This is a genomic window from Labilithrix sp. (assembly GCA_019637155.1).
Lineage (GTDB): Bacteria > Myxococcota_A > Polyangia > Polyangiales > Polyangiaceae > Labilithrix.
This window is the reverse complement of record JAHBWE010000016.1, coordinates 156,822-174,812: the sequence shown is the minus strand read 5'-3', so window position 1 is coordinate 174,812 and position 17,991 is coordinate 156,822. Positions and strand designations below refer to the sequence as shown.

Sequence of the window (17,991 nt, the reverse complement as noted above, 5' to 3'; positions counted from 1 at the left end):
GCTATCATCGGTCCCTCATGATCGCGGCCGAGCAACGCGTCGATCGCTACGAGCTCATCGGAGAGCTCGCGACCGGCGGCATGGCGACGGTCTACCTCGGGCGCCAGCACGGCCCGTTCGGGTTCGCGCGCACGGTCGCGATCAAGAGCATGCACCCGCAGTACGCGAAGGACGAAGGGTTCCGCGCGATGTTCCTCGACGAGGCGACGCTCACCTCGCGCATCCGTCATCCCAACGTCGTCCCCACCCTCGACATCGTGTGCGCCGAGGCGAACGTGCTCCTCGTCATGGAGTACATCGAGGGCATCTCGCTCGCGACGCTGCTCCGCCGCGCCTTCACCGGCGGCTCGCCGAAGCGCTCGGCGATCAGCCACGCGATCGTCTCCGCGATCATCTGCGACACGCTCCATGGTCTCCACGCCGCGCACGAGCTGAGGGACGACAACGGCGCGCCGCTGCACGTCGTCCATCGCGACGTGTCCCCGCAGAACATCCACGTCGGGAGCGACGGGCTCGGGCGCGTGCTCGATTTCGGCGTCGCGAAGGCGGCGTCGCGCCGGTACGTCACGCAGAGCGGCGAGGTCAAAGGCAAGCTCGCGTACATGTCGAAGGAGCAGATCTGCGGGGAGGAGGTCGATCATCGGAGCGACGTCTACGCCGTCGGCGTCGTCCTCTGGGAGATGCTCGCGCGGCGCCGCCTCGTGACCGCGCAGAACGAAGGGGCGATCATCAAGCAGGTGCTCGACACGAAGGTCGAGCCGCCGAGCCTCTTCACCGACGAGCCGTTCGGTCCCGCGCTCGACGCGGTCGTGATGAAGGCGCTCGCGGCGGAGAAGGAGGACCGCTGGAGCAGCGCGGCCGAGATGGCGACCGCGCTCGCGGAGGTGATGCCGCCCGCTCCGCGTCACGTCGTCGCCGCGCTCGTGCGCGACTTCGCGGCGGAGGAGATCGAGTCGCGGCAAACGCGGCTTCGACAGAGCCGCACCTCGTTCGCGGGCGAGTCGAGCCCGGCGGAGGTGAGCGCGCTCGCCGAGATCCTCACCGTGCACGCGACGATCACGGCCGGCCCCACCGTGAGCAACCGCTCGATCGTCCCGGAGACGCCGGCGCGCGGACGCGGACGCTCGATCGCGCTCGTCGCCGGAGGCGCGGTGCTCGTGCTCGGCCTCGTCGGCGGAGCCTTCGTGATCGGGAGCAGGTCGGGGCGAACCGCGCCGAGCGCGCCGCCGCCCGAGCCCCCGCCCGCGGTCACCTCCGCCGCCGCGCCGCCGTCCGCGCCTCCACCGGAGCCGGAGCCGGAGCCCGAGCCGGGGCCCGAACCGCCGCCGTCGGCGTCGGCGCGTCCGCCGGCGAAGCCGGGCGCGCCGAAGATCAAGCCGACCAAGAAGCCGGACTGCCGCGTCCCGTATACCATCGACGCCAACGGAGATCGGCACTACCGCTCCGAATGCGTCAATGACTAGAGGCGTCCTCCTTCTCCTCCTCCTGCTCGCCGGCGTCCTCGCGAGCCCCCCCGCGCTCGCCGCGCCGAAGAAGGACGAGTGCATCGCCGCGTTCGACAAGGGACAGCGCGCGCGGCGCGAGGGTCACTTCAAGGAGTCGACCGAGTCGCTCCTCGTCTGCTCGCAGCAGGAGTGCCCCGCGGTGGTGCGCGTCGACTGCGCCGAGGTGCTGCGCCAGGTCGAAGCCGCGCAGCCGACGATCGTGCTCAAGGCGACCGACGCGAAGGGCGCCGACCTCACCGACGTGAGCGTCGAGCTGAACGGCGACCTCGTCGCGTCGTCGCTCGACGGACGCGCGATCGCGGTCGACCCCGGCAAGCTCACCCTCGTCTTCAAGCGCGCGCCTTGGGACCCCGTCACCGTGAACGTCATGCTCGCGGAGGCGGAGAAGAACCGCATCGTCGCGGTGACGCTCGGCCCGCCCGCCGAGCCGCCGCCCGCGATGCCGCCGGTCCGCGCGATCGAGCCCGAGCCGAAGCGGGACCTCGTCGGCTGGATCGTCCCCGGCACGTTCGCGGCGGTGGGCGCGGGCGCGCTCGCCTTCGCCGGGATCGTGCGGCTCGGCGCCGGGAGCGAGGCCGACGATCTCAAGGCGCGCTGCGGCCCCACCTGCCCCGAGAGCGATCGCGATCGCCTCTCGGGCGAGCTCGTGAAAGCGAACGTGCTCCTCGGCGTCGGCATCGGCGGCCTCGTGCTCGCCGCGGCGACGTGGTTCATCCTCGCGCCGCGCCGTCCGCAGCTCGCGATGCGGGGGCTCACGTGGTGAAGCGCTGGCGCGCGACGTTCGCGATCGGATGCGCGGCGGTGGCCGGCGTCGCGATCGCGTGCGGGCCCGGCTTCCTCGACGGCATCTCGGGCGGGCACGTCGACGGCGGCGACGAGGCCGCTCCTCCGCCGCCGAGCGACGCGGGAGACGACGCCCCGCTCGGTTGCGTCTCCGCCGTCCCGCCCGAGCGGCCGGACGCGGCCGACAACGTCGAGAACGTCACGATGCTCCTCGCGTTCGAGTACATACGCGCGGACACGCAAGTCGATCCCGACGCGAGCGGCCCTCCGCCGAAGGGGCTCGATCTCGATCGCACGTGCACCTGCACCGCGCCGCAGGACTCGTGCGTACGCAGCAAGCCGGAGCCGATCTGCGACGGCCCCAACGGCGCCGACAACGCGGTGGCGAGGCTGCTCCAAGTGGCCAGCGCCGCCCAGGTCTTCAGCCCCACGTTCGTGACCGACGCCATCCGCGAGGGCCGCTTCACGATCCTCGCCGAGCTGCGCGGCTGGAACGGCTTGCCCGACGATCCGAGCGTGACCGTCAACATTCGTCTCGCCGGCGAGATGGACCGGCTCGACGGCGGCCGCGAGAGGCCGCGGTTCGACGGCCGCGATCTCTGGGCCGTCGATCCGCAGAGCATCTTCGGCGGCGACGACGCCGGCGGGCTGGACTGCCGCAACGCCGCGGTGCAGTGCCAGGCGCTCGTCTTCGACACGAAGGCGTACGTGACGGGCGGGCAGCTCGTGGCGCGTCCCGATCCGAGCCGGCCGGTCCGGCTCACGATCCCCACCACGTCGGGACCGATCCGGTTCGACCTCGCCGACTTCGTCCTCACCGGCGCCCTCAGCGCTCAGGACGGAGGCTCCTACCGCCTCGACGGCGAGATCGCAGGGCGCATCTCGGCCGAGCAATACCTCACCATGGTCGCGAACCTCCGGATCGGAACCCTGCCGATCTGCAAGAGCCCGTTGTTCGAGGGCGGCTTCCGCCCGGAGGTGTGCGACGCGCGCGACATCGCCGCGGCCGGCAAGGACGGGATCGGCGCGCCGTGCGATCACCTGAGCGGCGCGTTCTCCTTCGGCGCGAGCCCCGCCAAGGCCGGGCGGGTCGTGCTCCAGGACGCCGAGCCTCCCCCCTGCGGCGACGAGACGTTCCGCTGTCCGTGACGGCGGCGAGCGCGAGCGTTAGCATCCGGCGCGATGTCGATGAAACCGCCGCAGCCCGGAGTCGGTCCCACCGTTCGTCGTTCTCGCGTCGCTGCGCCCGACGAGACGGACGCGTCATATGTCCTCTCGGTCATCGAAGGGCCGGACGTCGGAAAGACGTTCACCCTCGACGCCTCGTCGCCGACGCGCGCGCTCGTCGGGTCGAGCCCGGTCTGCACGCTGCGCCTCACCGATCCCGAGATCTCGCGCCGCCACGCCGCGCTCACGATCACGGCGGCGAGCGTGCAGCTCATCGACCTCGACTCCACGAACGGCACGACCGTCAACGGCGTCACGGTCAAGGAGGTGTCGCTCCACGGCGGCGAGGCGATCCGCATGGGGCGCACGGTGCTCGGCATCCAGCGCGGGCAAGCGGTGCCTTCGTCGCGTCAGATCGAGACGACCTCGTTCGGCCGCATCCTCGGCTCGAGCCTCGCGATGCGCCGGCTCTACCCCGCGTTCGACACGATCGCGAAGGGCGACGGCCCGATCCTGATCGAGGGCGAGGCCGGCACCGGCAAGGAGCTCCTCGCGGAGGAGCTCCATCGCGCGAGCAAGCGCGCGGAGGGCCCCTTCATCGTGCTCGAGGCGAGCGCGATCCCGTCCGATCAGATCGCGACGCGCCTCTTCGGCACGCCGGAGGAGCCGGGCGGCCTCGTCGAGCGCGCGAAGGGCGGCGTGCTCTTCGTCGACGAGATCGGCGACGTCCCGCGTCACGCGCAGAAGAAGCTGCGCGACGCGCTGCCGAGCGGTGACTTCCGCCTCTTCGCCGCGACGAAGCGCGATCTCGATCGCGACGTCACCGCGGGCCGCTTCGACGACGCGTTCTTCTTCGAGCTCTCGAGCGGCCGCGTCGAGCTCCCGCGCCTCTCCGATCGCCACGGCGACGTCGCGCTCCTCGCCAAGCACTTCTGGAAGGAGCACGCGCCCGAAGCTGGGTCGGAGGACCTGCCGGTCGATCTCCTCCCGCGCTTCGAGAACTACCCGTGGCCCGGCAACGTGCGCGAGCTCGCCGCGGTCGTGAAGCAGCGCGCGACGTTCGGCGAGCTCTCGAAGACGTACCTCTCCGATCGCGCCGGCGAGCAGGGGCACGACATCGTGACCGCGGTCATCCAGGAGGGCCTCGCCTTCCCCGCCGCGCGCGATCGCGTCGTCTGGGAGTTCGAGCGTCGCTACATCGAGGCCGTCCTCGCGAAGCACAACGGCAACGTCGGCGCCGCCGCGCGCGCGAGCGGCGTCGCGCATCGCTACTTCCAGCTCGTTCGCGCGCGTGTGCGCTGATCCTTGCGCGATGCGCGGATCGGCCGCGAGCTCGCTCCGAACCGCGGGGTGATGCGCGCGCGATCCACACGGGAGCCCTGAAATCGCGGGGTTTCGTCACTGACGACATCGGACTACATTGGTCCCATCCTTGCTCGCGGGAGGGCCATGCGGTTCGCCTTCCTTTCGCTCTCGCTCCTCCTCGCCGCCTGCGCCGTCCCCACCGAGCCGGAGGAAGGGACGTCGACCGACGACCTCACCACCGTGCCGGCGTGCCTGCCGACGATCGCGTGCGAGGCGCCGAAGCTCTCGTACCAGACGCGGGGGTGGAGGCGCTGGTCCTCCACGCTCGTCTCTCGCATCGGCGATCCGCATCACCGCGGGCGCGACATGTTCGTGAACCCCGGCGCGCCGCAGTGGGTGCTCGGGAAGATCACGTACGGCCTCACCGACAAGGACCTCCGCGGCGAGGAGGTCGACGTCTTCGTGCAGCGCGACTGCGCGAGCGGCTGGGAGAAGGTCGGCACCGCGGTGACGACACACGACGGCGAGCACGCGGCAATGGAGGGCGTCGCAGACAACGGCGGCCGCGTCTACTTCGAGATCCCGCGCGACAAGCGGCTCGGGCCGGGGCGTCACCGCGTGCGCCTCGTCGTCGCGGGCGACGGCACCTTCACCGACTCGTTCATCGACGTCGTTCCGCGTGACACGAAGATCTTCGTGAGCGACGTCGACGGCACGCTCACCGAGTCGGAGAACGCGGAGTACCTCGCGATCGCGAAGGGCGTCCAGCCCGGCACCCACCCCGGCGCGCCCGAGGCGCTGCGCGCGCTCGTCGCGAAGGGCTACCGCCCGATGTACCTCACCGCGCGGCCGGAGATCCTGACCTCGCGCACGCGCGAGTTCCTCGAAAAACACGGGTTCCCGCCCGGGATCATCCACACCTCGTCGCAGACGACGGGCGCCGGCGTCGGCAGCACCGCGTCCTCGTTCAAGTCCGACGAGATGAAGCTCCTCGCGGAGAAGGGCCTCACCCCGACCTTCGCGTTCGGCAACAAGTCGACCGACTCGGAGGCGTACACGAGCGTGACCGGCGTGGAGCACCGGGTCTTCTACAAGATCGAGGGCGCGTTCGACGGCCGCCGCATCGAGTCGTACGAGGAGCTCGTCCCCGGCTACGAGGCGCTGCCGGAGGTCTGCAAGTAACCGTCACGACGGAGAGACAACGGCGCGCCTGCGCGATCCAGGCGGCGCTCTTCGGGGCCTGAAATTGGCGGGGCGAGCGGATGGACCTCCGCTTGCTTGAGCACGCCGCGATGCGTCTCGCCTTCCTCGCCGCCTTCGCCGTGGGATGCTCGGCCGCCGCGGCGCCTCCGTCGGAGCAGGTGGACCCGGCGCGCGAGGCGGCGCCGGCGGGCGCGGACGCGGACGACGACGACGACGCGCCGGGTGGTGGCGGCGGCGGCGCGTGTTTGCCGCTCCGCGACTGCGAGGCCGCGCCGTTCTCGTTCACGCCGCGCGGCTGGCGTCACACGATCACGTCGAACGCCGTGACCGCGCTCGGCTCGCCGCGCCACCGCGGTCGCGACTTCTTCGCGAACCCCGGCGCGCCGCAGACGATCATCGGCAAGTTCACGTACGGCGCGAACGACAAGGACCTCGTCGACGAGGAGGTCGACGTCTTCGCGCAGGCGGAGTGCGACGGCGACTGGACCAAGCTCGGCACCGCGATCACGACGAAGGACGGCGCGCACGCGACGGTCGACGGCGTCGAGGACGACGGCGGCCGGATCTACTTCGATATCCCGGCGGACAAACGCCTCGGCCCCGGCCGCCATCGGCTCCGCCTCGTCGTCGCGGGCGACGGGACGTTCGCCGACACGTTCATCGACGTCGTCCCCGAAGGCACGAAGGTCTTCGTCAGCGACGTCGACGGCACCCTCACCTCGTCGGAGGAGGTCGAGGCCGCGGCGCTCCTCGGCGGCTTCACGCCGGAGACGCACGCGAGCGCGCCCGAGGCGCTGCGCGCGCTCGCGGCGAAGGGCTATCGCCCGCTCTACCTCACCGCGCGGCCGGAGATGCTCACCGAGCGGACGCGCGCGTTCGTCGCCGAGCGCGGCTTCCCGCCCGGCCTCGTCCGCACGTCGCCGTTCACGACCGGCGCGTTCCAGAGCGAAAAGGCAGCGCGCTTCAAGACGGCGGAGATGGATCTCCTCGCCGCGAAGGGGCTCACGCCCGCGTTCGGGTTCGGCAACAAGACGAGCGACTCGAACGCGTACGCGAAGATCCCCGGCGAGCAGAACCGCATCTTCTACAAGATCGAAGGCGAGTTCTCGGGGCGCCGCATCGAGTCGTACGCCGAGCTCCTGCCGGCGTTCGCGGAGCTCGCCGCGGTGTGCACGCCGTGATCACCTCTCCGTCAGGGTGAGGTTCCCGCGGACGGCGACGCTCGCGACGACGTCGCCGCCGCGGAGGACCACGACCTTCGGCTTCACCGCGGAGACCTTCGCGCTCACCGCGACGCCGGGCTCGGTCGCGGCCGCGGCGAGCGCGGGGACGACGGAGGGGAGCGCGCTCGGATCGATCGCCGGCGCGAACGTCTGCTTCGTCACGACCTCGGGCGCGTCGAAGTGGAGCGAGCGCCGATCGTCGGCCCACGCCACGTTCGCGAGCGCGGCCGCGTCGCCGCACGACTCGCCGCGCACGGTGACGTCGACCTGCGCCTGCGCGCCCGACTGCACGACGGCGGCGCGGGTGACGGGTCCGTTCTGGATCGCGCCCGCCGCGCTCGCGAGCGGTGACACGAGGCCGAGGAGCACGTCGTCCTCCTCCGGCATCGCCGGCTCCTGCGCGAGCGGCGGGAGCGGCGGCGCGGGCGCCGCGGGCTCGCACGGCTGCGAGCGCACCTCCGGATACGCGCTCACGCCGATGCGGACCGCGAGGAGCTCGGGCGTCCCCGCGATCGGGCCTTGCGCGAGGCCGCGCGGGTTCACGATCGCGCAGCCGCCGAGCGGGAGCGGCCGCGGCTTCGCGAGCTCCGCCCAGAGCTTCTCCGCGCGCGGCTTCAGCGGCGGGAGGCTCGCGTCGATCTGCTGCTCGACGCGGCGGAGCGCGGACTGCACCTCCGCCGCGATGGTGGGCGTGACGTCGATGCGGAGGAAGCCGCCGAGGACCTTGACCTCGCATCCCTTCGTGAACGCGAAGGCGACCTTCGACGGGGCGAAGCGGTAGTCGGGGCCGAGCCGGAGCGACACCGTCGCGGTCGCGCGGCCCTCCGGCGCGCAGCTCGCGTAGCAGCTGCTGCCTTTGCACGCCTCGGCGCGCGCGCGGACGTCGGTGCGCACGACGAGCGCGTCGTTCTCGACCGCGGCGGAGAACGGACCGCGATCGACGACAACGTTGAGCTGCCCCGCGGCGCCGATCGGGCGCCCGCGCTGCTCCGCGATGCGCGGCGCGACCTTGCCCTCGAGCTCCTTCACGATCGACGCGAGCTTCAGCTCCGCCTGCGCGACGACCCGCGACGGACCCGCGGGCGGCGGCACCGGCGCAGGCGGGAGCGGCGCCGCGAGCGGCGGCTTCGGCGGCAGCGTCGTCCTGCAGAGCACGGGCTCGCTCGCCTTCGGCGACTCGCCTCCACACGCGGTCCCGACGAGGAAGAGAAGAGCCGCCCAGCGCATGGCGGCCCATGATACCGCTGCCCCGTGGTGAGCGGCGCGTCAGCGCTGAACGCGGATCGTCGGCGTCGCGCCGGTGAACTCGGAGCGCACGACGACGCGCTCGCCGCTCTTCAACGTGACGGCGTCGCTCTTGCTCTCCTTCGTCGGGTCGAAGGTGAACTTCACGTCGTGACGACCGGGATCGAGCTCGAGCCGCACCGGGCACGCGCCGCGCGCGACGCCGTCGACCGACACGCGCGTCCCGGGCTCGCCGAGGAAGGAGACGCTCGCCTTCTGCTGCTGCGGCGTGACCGGCGGCGCGGGCGCGGTGGGAGGGGGCGGCGCCGAAGGAGGGGGCGGCGCGCTGAGCGGCGGCGGCGCGGAGACGATCGGCGCGACGGAGACGGGCGCGGCCGTCACCGACGACGAGGTGACCGGCGGCGCGATCGGCGGAGGGACGGTCGAGGCCGGCTCGCCGCGCGTCCGCCAGAGGACGAGACCGATCGCGGCGACGGCCCCGATCGCGATCGCCGCGTTCTTTCGCGACGCCGGCGCGGTCGTCCCCTTCTCCGGCCGCTCCACCTTCTGGCGACGCACGGTGGGGACGTCGGGGGCTCCGCCCCCGACACCCCCGCCCCAGACACGGCCCTCGCGCGATGCGCTCGGGTCGCTTCGCGACCGCTGTGGCGGCCCTTTCTCAGCGTCGGGGGCTCCGCCCCCGACACCCCCGCCCCAGACACGGCCCTCGCGCGATGCGCTCGGGTCGCTTCGCGACCGCTGTGGCGGCCGCGTCTGGGGCCCCTTCTCAGCGTCGGGGGGCTCGGCGATGGGTGCGGGCTCGATGCGCGGGTTGCTGTCGTCGAGCTTCCGCGTGCTCGGGACCGGCACGTCGTCCGGATCGATCGGCATCGCCGCGGGCGGCCGCGACCAGGAGAGGGCCTCATCGCGCGCGGCGAACGTGCGCGTGCTGAGCTCGCCCTGGCTCGCGGTCGACGGACGCGGCGCGTGGCGCAGCGACGGCGGCGCGAGCGAGTGCGCCTGCTCGCGGAGCTCGCGGACGCGCGCGCCGAGCGAGCGCGCGACGTCCTCGACGTCGATGCCCTGGAGGAAGCTGCGCAGCGAGCGCCCGAGCTCGTTCGCCTCCTGCTGCCGCGCGTGGCGATCGACGCTCATCGCGCGGGCGATCGGCGCGTCGACCGGGAGCAAGCGCGGGTCGAAGGCGCTCGGCCTCGGGTGCTCCTCGCGCACCGCCGCCGCGCACTCCTCCGGCGTCGCGCGACGGAAGGGCGCGGCGCCGGTCCACGCCTCCATGAGGAGGACCGCGACCGCGAAGATGTCCGTCGGCGGGCCGAGCTCGCCGCCGTCGACCTGCTCCGGCGCCATGTGCCCCGGCGAGCCGAGGATCTCGTGACCGGCGACGAGCGCGGGCGCGGCGATGCCGAAGTCGATCAGCTTCACCTGTCCTTCCTCGTCGATCATCACGTTGCGCGGGGTGATGTCGCGATGGACGACCTTCATCCGGCGGTGCGCGTAGTCGAGCGCGCGACAGACCTCGACGCCGACGTACGCCCCCTCCTCCGGGGAGAGGACGCGCCGCGAGCCGTCTTCGTTCCGCTCGGCGATGAGGTCGCTGATGCTCACGCCCTCGACGAGCTCCATCGCGAGGAAGTACGTGCCCTGCTCCACGCCGAGCTCGTAGACGGGGACGATGTTCGGATGGCTGAGCGCGACGGTGGTCTTCGCCTCTTCCACGAAGCGGCGGACGAACTGCTGGTCGAACGCGAGCTCGTCGCGGATCTGCTTCACGACGAGGCGCTTCTCGAACCCGCCCGCGCCGCGCAACGTCGCGAGGATGACGCGGGCCATGCCGCCGCGAGAGAGCTCCTTCTCGAGGACGTATTTACCGAAGACCTGCGGATACACGGTCGCGCCGCCGCGCTCGAGAATATCACCGGTCGCCGCCGAGCCTGTACGATGTCGCCGTGAAAGGCCGCGCGCTCGCCGTCGTCTCGCTGGCGCTGTGCGCCGGGTCGGCCTGCGAGCGTGACGCGGCGATCGAGTCGCGCTCGGTCGTCGTGTACTCGCTCCGCTCGTGCCCCGTCGCGGAGAGCCAGGCGTTCTCGGTCGTGTACGCCGCGGGCGACTTCGAGCCGACGCCGGAGGAGCCGCCGATCGCTTCGCAGTGGCTGCGCGAGGTCGGCAAGACGATGCCGCTCCCGCTCGGCACGCGCGCGATCGTCGTCGACGTCTCGGAGCGCGAGCTCGGCTGGCGCGGCGTCGCGGAGGTGCCGTCGTCGGGTCCGACGAACGTGCTCGTGTGGCGCGGCTCCGAGGCGTGCCGGCTCACGCGCGACGTCGAGCGGCGCGAGGCGAGCGGCTTCGGCGTCTTCGGCCGCCACTTCCTCGTGACGGGCGGACGCGCGCTCGGAGGCGACGCGGTCCCGCACGCGTTCGTCGGCGACCTCTCGACCGGGATCATCGAGCGCCTCGCGATCGGCCCCGCGACGCGCCGCATGCACCCGAGCGTGACCTCGTTCCGCGCGCCGAGCGATCCGCCGGGCCCGGAGCGCGCGCTCATCGCGGGCGGCAGCGATCCCGACTCCGACTTCCCGATCGCGAGCGCGGAGGTCTACGCGCCGAAGCCCGGCGCCCCGAGCGACGTCGGCGACTTCGAGCCTCAACGCATCGATCTCTCGGAGCCGCGCGCGGAGCACGGCGCGGCGGTGCTGGTGACGGGCGAGACGCTGCTCGTCGGCGGGCGCGGCCCCGCCGGTCCGCTGCGCACGATGGAGGTCGTCGATCCCACGACGCGGCGCGCGCGCACCTCGGGCGTCGCGCTGCTCGCGGTCGCCCGCGTCGCCCCCACCGTGCTCCGCCTCGCGAACGGCGAGATCCTCGTCGCGGGCGGCACCGACGCGACGGGCGCGAGGGTCCCCACCCTCGAGTGGTTCTCGCCCGACGCGACGCGCGCGGCGCGACGGCCGACCGATCTCGTCACCGGACGCGAGCGCGGCATCGTCCCGCTCGAGGCCGGCGGCGCGCTCGCGGTGGTGATGCCGGAGGCGCCCGCGCCCTCCGACTTCAAGACGGTCTGGGTCATCTCGGCGGACGGCACCCTCGAAGCGGCGGCGCCGATCGCGCCCGCGAGCATCTCGCGCGTGCGTCTCTATCCGGGGGCGGAGGGCGCGCCGCTCTTGTGGACGGGGCAAGCGTGGATGCGGTGGCACCCCTGGCGCGGGCAGTTCCAGGCGCTGGTCGAGAAGATCGAGGCGCCGGCGACGGGCCCCACGCTCGAGGCGATCGCGAACGGCGACACGGGGCTCGCGCTGTGGCTCGAAGACCGCGACGTGGCGGGCTTCAACGTGCTCGGCTTCCGCTTCGCGGCGCGCACGCGCTACGCGGCGCTTCCGAACACGCTGCTCGCCGACTCGACGAGCGGCTTCGCGCCCGATCGCCTCGCGAGCCTCGCGTCGAGCCCGCTCCGCTTCGATCCCGCGCGCGGCCTCACGCTCGGCGCGGGCGCGAGCGCGTTCCTCACCGACGCGTCGTTCGCCGACTTCGATCTCGCGCTCGAGGTCACCGCGAGCGCGCCCGTCATCGTCCTTCGCGACGAGCTCGGCGCGGAGCTCGAGGTCGGCGGCGCGAGCTGCGCGTTCGCGCAGAGCGCGCTCACGTCGCTCGCGATCGCGCGACGCGGCCCTCGCGTCGACGTCGTCGTCGACAGCGCGGCGGCGCGCGCGTGCCCCACCGATCTCGCGCCCGACGCCCGCATCTCGATCGGCCTCCGCGGCCCGCAAGCGCCAACCGCCGGCGCCGCGAGGGCCCTCCGCGTCACGCGCCGCTGAGCGCCGGCCTTCTTCGCTCGTGATAGAAGAGGAGGAAACGATGCGTCCCGTTCTGCTCTTCGTCTTCGTCGCTCTCCTCGCGGGGGCTGGTTGCAAGAGCAAGACGATGAGCACGAGCGCGAAGGAAGAGTTCGGCAAGCGCTACAGCTGCCCCGACGACCGGGTCGCCATCAAGGAGCGCAGCGATCTCGATCCGTACAAGCTGCTCGTCCGGCAAGGAGACGAGGCGCCGAGCGACGAGGTGAAGAAGGATCCCGCGCGTCTCGCGAAGTGGACGGCCGACAAGAAGGCGCAGGACGACAAGCTGTCGGCGGACTACCGGCGCACCTATACGATCTTCCAGGCGACTGGCTGCGAACACGACGTGCTGCTCGCGTGCAAGAACGCGACGGTCATGCGGTCGGGCGACGTCGGAGGGACCGTCGTCTCGTGTGACGAGCTGAAGTAGCGCTCGGGCTGTCCTCCTCTTCGTCGTTCTCTTCATCCTCTTCGTCCTCTTCGTCGTCGCGCCGAGGTGGGCTGTGGGGGCGGTGCACGGGCGATCCAGGAAGCCGGCCGCGAAGTTTCCACACGGCGGAATTATCGGCTGTTCCTGGAATGCCGCGCTGGCATTCGGAGTGCATTGTGAACCCATCGATGGGCCGGCACGACCTGTACGAGGAGTACGCGGAGAGCGAGCTCACGCGCTGCGCCCGTCCGGTCGACTCGGTCGCGCCTTCCTATGAGGACGACCTCGAGGACCGCACGCGTTCGGCGCGGGAGGCGTACGCGGAGCTCTCGCCGTTCGTCGCGCCGCCGGAGATCGAGGGCGACCGTTCGCCGGCGATCCGCGCGCGCCGTGCGTCGCGTCTCGACTACTCCGAGGTGGCGAGCAGCGCGCCGGAGATCGAGGAGGTCACGTCGTTCGTGCAGCGCCCGGAGCCGCCGCGTTCGGCGCCTCCGCCGCGTTCGGCTCCGCCGCCGCGTTCGGCGCCGCGCGCGCAGAAGCTGACGGAGAAGCCGCTCGACTACGAGGCGCTGAAGCGCTTCCTCTTCGAGGACGGCCCCGACCCGGGCGCGCCGGACTACGAAGAGCAGGTCGAGTCGATGCGCACGATCGCGCGCGGCACCGGCGCCGTGCCGTCGACCGAGACCGCCCTGTCGCCGGGCATCTCGCGTGCGGAGGTCCCGCCCCCGCCGCCGGTGCCTTCTCCGCCGCGTCCTTCGGCGCGCCCGCCGATGATGTCGGCCCACCCGGACTTCGAGGGCCCGCGCGGCCACCGCGGCGTCGCGTCCGTCCCGCCCCCCTCCCCGCGCGGCCGCATGATGTCCTCGCACCCGGACTTCGAGGGCCCCCGCGGCAGCGCACGCGCCCCGATGGTCTCCTCGCACCCCGACTTCGAGGGCCCGCGCGGTGCGCGCGGCGGGCGCCCGCAGATGTTCTCCTCGCACCCCGACTTCGAGGGCCCGCACGGCAGCGCACGCGCCCCGATGGTCTCCGCGCACCCCGACTTCGAGGGCCCGCGCGGTGCGCGTGGCGGCCGCCCGCAGATGTTCTCCTCGCACCCCGACTTCGAGGGCCCGCGCGGCGCGCGTGGCGGGCGCCCGCAGATGTTCTCCTCGCATCCCGACTTCGAGGGCCCGCGCGGCGGCCGTGGACCGATGCTCTCCGCGCACCCCGACTTCGAGGGCCCGCGCGCGAAGCGCCCGCAGCCGAGGCCGCAGCCGCAGATGGCGGAGCTCGGCGAGACCCACGAGCGCCTCCCGCAGACGCCAATTCCGGCGATGTCAGTAATTTCGGGGATGCCGGCAATTGTCGCCGCGGACTCCGCGCTCCGTCACCGTCCGGCCGCGGTCGACGCGTTCGACCAGCGGCTGCGCCAAGACTCGGTTCCGTCGGTCGACGGCTCGTGGGTCGTCTCCACGCCGTCGCCGTCGCTGCCCTCGGCCATCGCCACGCACCGCCGCATCGACGTGGCCCCGAGCGGCCCGAAGCTCACGGCGTCCACCATCGCGGCGGCGATCACGGCGCTCGCGGCGCTCATGGTGATGGTCGGCGCGCTCCTCTTCGTCCGCAACGGCGCGGCCCCGCCGCCTGCGTTCACGGTCGACCCAACGTCGCTCGACGACGCGACCGAGTCACTCCCGAACACGCTCTCCGTCACGGAGCCGACGGTCACGCAGCCCCAGCCGCCAATGCCTGCGGTCGCGCCCCCGATGGGCGTCGCGCCGACGGGAGTCGCTCCGACGGCGGTCACGCCGGTGGCGGCGGTCGCGCCCACGGCGGTCGCGCCGGCGTCGATGCCGGTGGTCGCGCCGGTGCCGGCGGTCGCGCCGACTCCGACGCCGGTCGTCGCCGGCACGCAGCAGGTGATCGAGAACGCGAACGCGCGCGCCGATCAGACGCCGGCGCTTCCGCCGACCCAGATGGCCGCGCCGCCTCCGCCGGAGTCGGGCGCAAGCGCAAAGACCGACAAGGCGGCAACACCGAAGAAGCCGCGCAAGCCCGCCGTCGCGACGAGGTCCGCGCAGAACGACGACGACGAGGAGAAGCCGGCCCCGAAGAAGCCGGCAAAGAAGCCCGCGGGCAAGCAGCTCGACAAGGCCGTCGAGCAAGCCCTCGCCGACCTCCAGGACGCACAGCTCCGCTAAGACGACAACCCCAAGTCGAGCCGAACCATCCGAGAGCGGGCCTCTCGGATGGCCTTCGGTTGCGCTGGCCCCTCGGATGGCTTCGCCTTGGGCCTGGCCCTCGGGTGGTTCGCCCTTGGGCCTCCGGCTGTTGGCCTCGGATGGTTTCGCCCTCGGGCCTTCGGCTACCTCTCGGGAGGTTCGGCCTTTCGGCCTGCGGTGGTTCCGGCTCCTTGGCGCGGCGGGCAGCGTGGCCGCGACAGGAGTGTGGCCGCCGCCGCCAGTCGCGAGCTGCGTGGCTGCGTGGCCGCAACGGGCGGAGTCGCGAGCAGCGAGCAGCGTGGCCGTGGCGGGTAGCGTGACTGCGGCGGGCAGTGTGGTCGCACGCAGCGGGGCCGCGGGTCGCGGCGGTCTGTTTATTTAGTAAAAAGTACATTCTCGGGCTTGACGCGGTCGTTTATTTACTAAAAAGTAAACTCATGGCCGCGATCGTCAGCACGCCCGTCACGTCGTTGGGGACTGTTACGTCTGCGAGGGATGTCTTGCCTGGCGGGGTCGATACCTCGGCTGCGGCCGGCGCCGCGGCCAGGGGCGACGCCGCGTCGGCTACGTTTGCGCGGGCGCGGGAGCTGCGTGGGGGGGATAGCGGCGGCGCGCCCGAGAGTCAGGTCGTGCTCGCGGAGCGGGCGGCGCCGGTCGTCTATGACTTCGCGTATGCGCGGGAGCGGCCGGAGCTGCGGACGCTGTACGAGAAGTCCAAGGACCTGAACTGGAACGCGCGGACCGATCTGCCTTGGGACACCAACGTGGATCCGGAGAGCGAGCTGCTCGCGGACTCGTTCAATCCGATCTTCGGGACCGACGTGTGGAACAAGCTCGATCCGAAGACCGAGATCCCGCGGCTGCGGCGGCACATGGCGAGCTACATGCTCTCGAACTTCCTCCACGGCGAACAAGGCGCCCTCCTCGCGACCTCGCAGATCGTCACCCAGGCGCCGACCACCGACGCGAAGATGTACGCGGCCGCGCAGGTGTTCGACGAGGCGCGGCACGTCGAGGCGTACGACCGGTACCTCCGCGACAAGATCGAGCTCGTCTACCCGCCGAGCCCGCACCTCAAGACGCTCCTCGACACCGTGCTCGCCGACTCACGATGGGACTTCAAGTTCCTCGGGATGCAGATCCTCATCGAAGGCGTCGCCCTCGGCGCCTTCGGGCTCATCCACCAGACCGCGCAAGAGCCGCTCATCAAGCAGATCACGCAGATGATCATGCAAGACGAGGCTCGGCACGTCGCCTTCGGCGTCATGTCGCTCAAGGGGTTCTACGAAGACATGCCCGAGAACGAGCTCCGCGACCGGGAGGACTTCGTGATCGAGAGCTCGCGCCTCCTACGCGATCGGTTCCTCGGCCAAGAGGTCTGGGCCAACCTCGGGTTGCCGCAGAAGGAGTGCGAGGCGGCCGCGGCGTCGTCGGACCTCCTCAAGATGTTCGCGAAGCTCCTCTTCAGCAAGATCGTCCCGAACGTGAAGCGGCTCGGGCTCTTGACGCCCCGCGTTCGCCGCGGGTTCGAGGAGCTCGACGTCATCGAGTACGAATCCTGGGAGCCTAGCGCATAGCTGATCTACCTTCGCTCTCAGAGCGAATGGCCGGCCTAGAGAACGAGGTCCCCGAGAGCGAACGGCCGATCGAGCCGCCGCCAGGCCCCAAGGCGAAGCGGAGCCGCGACGCCGCCGAGACCAAGCGACGGATCCTCTGGGCCGCCGAGTACGAGTTCTCGCAGAAGGGCTTCGACGGCGCGCGCCTCTCCTCGATCGCGAAGCGCGCGCGCGTCCCCGGTCCCCTCATCCATCACTACTTCAACGACAAGGAAGGCCTCCACGCGGAGGTCCTCCGCATCGGCGTGGAGGGCATGACGTCGAGCGCGTGGGTCGTCGTCAAGCAGATGGACACCTCCTCGCACAAGGGCAAGCGGCTCCGCAGCCGCGAGGAGATCCGCGAGATCTGCTCCGCGTTCGTGAGCATCGTCCTCCGCTTCTTCGCGAGCAACGGACACTTCCTCGCCATCCTCCGACACGAAGGCGGCCGCGCGCAGAGCGAGGGCCTCAAGGCCACGAAGATCGTCACCGACACGATCCTGCCCATCTTCAACGCGGTCGTGGAGCGCCTCGACGAAATGAAGAAACGCGGCGAGATCCGGAAGGACGTCGACTCGAAGCACCTCGTCCTCTCGTGCGTCGCGATGGCCGCGTTCCCCTTCCAGGAGGAGCTCTTCGTCCGCGCGATCTGGCCGGTCGAGTGGGACCACTCCGAACAAGTCGACGACCGCCACCGCGAGATCGTCGACATGGTCCTCGCCCGCATCCTCCCGTAGCGCGCCCGACGCCGGCCGCGCGCCCGACGCGTACCATCCGATATCTTCGCGGACGAGAGCGACGAGCTCGCCGCCTCCTGCGTGATGCGCTCGGCGCGCTTGCCCGAATGGGGTAGGTCTCTTGCCGATGAAGCTCTACGACGCCGATCCTTCTCCGAACTGTTTCCGCGTGCGCACGGTGATCCACGAGCTCGGCTTGGAGGTCGAGCTCGTCGCCGTGGACCTCTCCTCCAAGGCGCCGAAGCCGGCGGGGCTGCTCGACGCGAGCCCGAGCGGCAAGGTCCCGGCCTTCGTCGACGACGACGGCTTCGCGCTCTTCGAGTCGCGCGCGATCAACACCTACCTCGCGAGCAAGCGCCCCGCGCGAGGGCTCTACCCGGACGATCCGAAGCGGCGCGCGATCGTCGATCAGTGGTCGTACTGGCAGGCGATCCACCTCGGGCCCGCCATGCAGGCGGTCGCGTTCGAGCGTGTCTTCAAGCCCAAGTTCGGGCTCGGGACGGCGGACGAAGCGCTCGTCGTGGCGAAGCTCGCCGAGGTCGAGCGCCTCCTTCCGATCCTCGAGCGCGGCCTCGAAGGAAAGGAGTGGCTCGCCGGTGCGCTCACCCTCGCCGACTTCGCCGTCGCGTCGACCTTTCCGCTGCGCGCGCCCGCCGGCATCTCGCTCGCGAAGGTCCCGAACGTCGAGGCATGGATCGCGCGCGTCGAGGCGCTTCCGTCCTGGAAGCGCGCGCTCCCGAAGCTCTTCGCCGAGCTCACGAAGTGACGCG

General features: G+C 71.9%; 14 protein-coding genes. 12 read left to right on the top strand and 2 right to left on the bottom strand.

Annotated features, from left to right (window positions below):
* The first annotated feature begins 17 nt into the window (after positions 1 to 17).
* From KF837_31455 to KF837_31430, 6 genes are all read left to right on the top strand, one after another.
* Positions 18 to 1,463 (top strand): serine/threonine protein kinase, encoded by a 1,446-nt coding sequence (locus KF837_31455; GenBank protein ID MBX3231884.1) that lies wholly within the window; start codon positions 18 to 20, stop codon positions 1,461 to 1,463.
* The gene (locus tag KF837_31450) at positions 1,456 to 2,268 is read left to right on the top strand and encodes a hypothetical protein (protein ID MBX3231883.1); all 813 of its coding nucleotides are present in this window, start codon (positions 1,456 to 1,458) and stop codon (positions 2,266 to 2,268) included. The genes KF837_31455 and KF837_31450 overlap by 8 nt, the downstream gene beginning before the upstream one ends.
* Complete coding sequence (locus KF837_31445; GenBank protein ID MBX3231882.1) at positions 2,265 to 3,437, top strand: hypothetical protein; 1,173 nt, start codon at positions 2,265 to 2,267, stop codon at positions 3,435 to 3,437. The genes KF837_31450 and KF837_31445 overlap by 4 nt, the downstream gene beginning before the upstream one ends.
* 33 nt (positions 3,438 to 3,470) lie before the next feature.
* Complete coding sequence (locus KF837_31440) at positions 3,471 to 4,757, top strand: sigma 54-dependent Fis family transcriptional regulator (GenBank protein MBX3231881.1); 1,287 nt, start codon at positions 3,471 to 3,473, stop codon at positions 4,755 to 4,757.
* 147 nt (positions 4,758 to 4,904) lie between these two features.
* Positions 4,905 to 5,942, top strand: coding sequence for a phosphatidylinositol transfer protein (locus KF837_31435; GenBank protein MBX3231880.1), 1,038 nt, complete (start codon positions 4,905 to 4,907; stop codon positions 5,940 to 5,942).
* 110 nt (positions 5,943 to 6,052) lie between these two features.
* Positions 6,053 to 7,144, top strand: coding sequence for a phosphatidylinositol transfer protein (locus KF837_31430; GenBank protein ID MBX3231879.1), 1,092 nt, complete (start codon positions 6,053 to 6,055; stop codon positions 7,142 to 7,144).
* Here the strand turns inward: KF837_31430 and KF837_31425 are convergent, their stop codons facing one another.
* The gene (locus KF837_31425; GenBank protein MBX3231878.1) at positions 7,145 to 8,413 is read right to left on the bottom strand and encodes a DUF4403 family protein; all 1,269 of its coding nucleotides are present in this window, start codon (positions 8,411 to 8,413) and stop codon (positions 7,145 to 7,147) included. It abuts the gene before it with no gap.
* Between the two features lie 39 nt (positions 8,414 to 8,452).
* Positions 8,453 to 10,315 (bottom strand): serine/threonine protein kinase, encoded by a 1,863-nt coding sequence (locus tag KF837_31420; protein ID MBX3231877.1) that lies wholly within the window; start codon positions 10,313 to 10,315, stop codon positions 8,453 to 8,455.
* Positions 10,316 to 10,374: 59 nt separating this feature from the next.
* On the opposite strand from KF837_31420, the gene KF837_31415 reads away from it, so the two are divergent.
* From KF837_31415 to KF837_31390, 6 genes are all read left to right on the top strand, one after another.
* A complete protein-coding gene (locus tag KF837_31415) occupies positions 10,375 to 12,237 on the top strand; it encodes a hypothetical protein (GenBank protein ID MBX3231876.1) in 1,863 nt (620 codons plus the stop codon).
* A gap of 40 nt (positions 12,238 to 12,277) precedes the next feature.
* Positions 12,278 to 12,685, top strand: coding sequence for a hypothetical protein (locus KF837_31410; protein MBX3231875.1), 408 nt, complete (start codon positions 12,278 to 12,280; stop codon positions 12,683 to 12,685).
* Between the two features lie 188 nt (positions 12,686 to 12,873).
* A complete protein-coding gene (locus KF837_31405) occupies positions 12,874 to 14,868 on the top strand; it encodes a hypothetical protein (GenBank protein ID MBX3231874.1) in 1,995 nt (664 codons plus the stop codon).
* A gap of 650 nt (positions 14,869 to 15,518) precedes the next feature.
* The gene (locus KF837_31400) at positions 15,519 to 16,466 is read left to right on the top strand and encodes a ferritin-like domain-containing protein (GenBank protein ID MBX3231873.1); all 948 of its coding nucleotides are present in this window, start codon (positions 15,519 to 15,521) and stop codon (positions 16,464 to 16,466) included.
* A 26-nt stretch (positions 16,467 to 16,492) separates the two neighbouring features.
* Entirely contained in the window at positions 16,493 to 17,221 is a 729-nt protein-coding gene (locus KF837_31395) for a TetR/AcrR family transcriptional regulator (GenBank protein MBX3231872.1), read from the top strand.
* Between the two features lie 127 nt (positions 17,222 to 17,348).
* Positions 17,349 to 17,987: a glutathione S-transferase family protein gene (locus tag KF837_31390; protein MBX3231871.1), complete on the top strand. Its 639-nt coding sequence runs from the start codon at positions 17,349 to 17,351 to the stop codon at positions 17,985 to 17,987.
* Positions 17,988 to 17,991: the final 4 nt, after the last annotated feature.

Excerpts from the sequence above, each read along its gene's own strand:
- KF837_31455 (MBX3231884.1), top strand. The coding sequence starts at position 18 with ATGATCGCGGCCGAGCAACGCGTCGATCGCTACGAGCTCATCGGAGAG.
- KF837_31435 (MBX3231880.1), top strand. The coding sequence starts at position 4,905 with ATGCGGTTCGCCTTCCTTTCGCTCTCGCTCCTCCTCGCCGCCTGCGCC.
- KF837_31405 (MBX3231874.1), top strand. The coding sequence starts at position 12,874 with ATGGGCCGGCACGACCTGTACGAGGAGTACGCGGAGAGCGAGCTCACG.
- KF837_31440 (MBX3231881.1), top strand. The coding sequence starts at position 3,471 with ATGTCGATGAAACCGCCGCAGCCCGGAGTCGGTCCCACCGTTCGTCGT.
- KF837_31430 (MBX3231879.1), top strand. The coding sequence starts at position 6,053 with ATGCGTCTCGCCTTCCTCGCCGCCTTCGCCGTGGGATGCTCGGCCGCC.
- KF837_31410 (MBX3231875.1), top strand. The coding sequence starts at position 12,278 with ATGCGTCCCGTTCTGCTCTTCGTCTTCGTCGCTCTCCTCGCGGGGGCT.
- KF837_31395 (MBX3231872.1), top strand. The coding sequence starts at position 16,493 with ATGGCCGGCCTAGAGAACGAGGTCCCCGAGAGCGAACGGCCGATCGAG.
- KF837_31450 (MBX3231883.1), top strand. The coding sequence starts at position 1,456 with ATGACTAGAGGCGTCCTCCTTCTCCTCCTCCTGCTCGCCGGCGTCCTC.
- KF837_31425 (MBX3231878.1), bottom strand. The coding sequence starts at position 8,413 with ATGCGCTGGGCGGCTCTTCTCTTCCTCGTCGGGACCGCGTGTGGAGGC.
- KF837_31390 (MBX3231871.1), top strand. The coding sequence starts at position 17,349 with ATGAAGCTCTACGACGCCGATCCTTCTCCGAACTGTTTCCGCGTGCGC.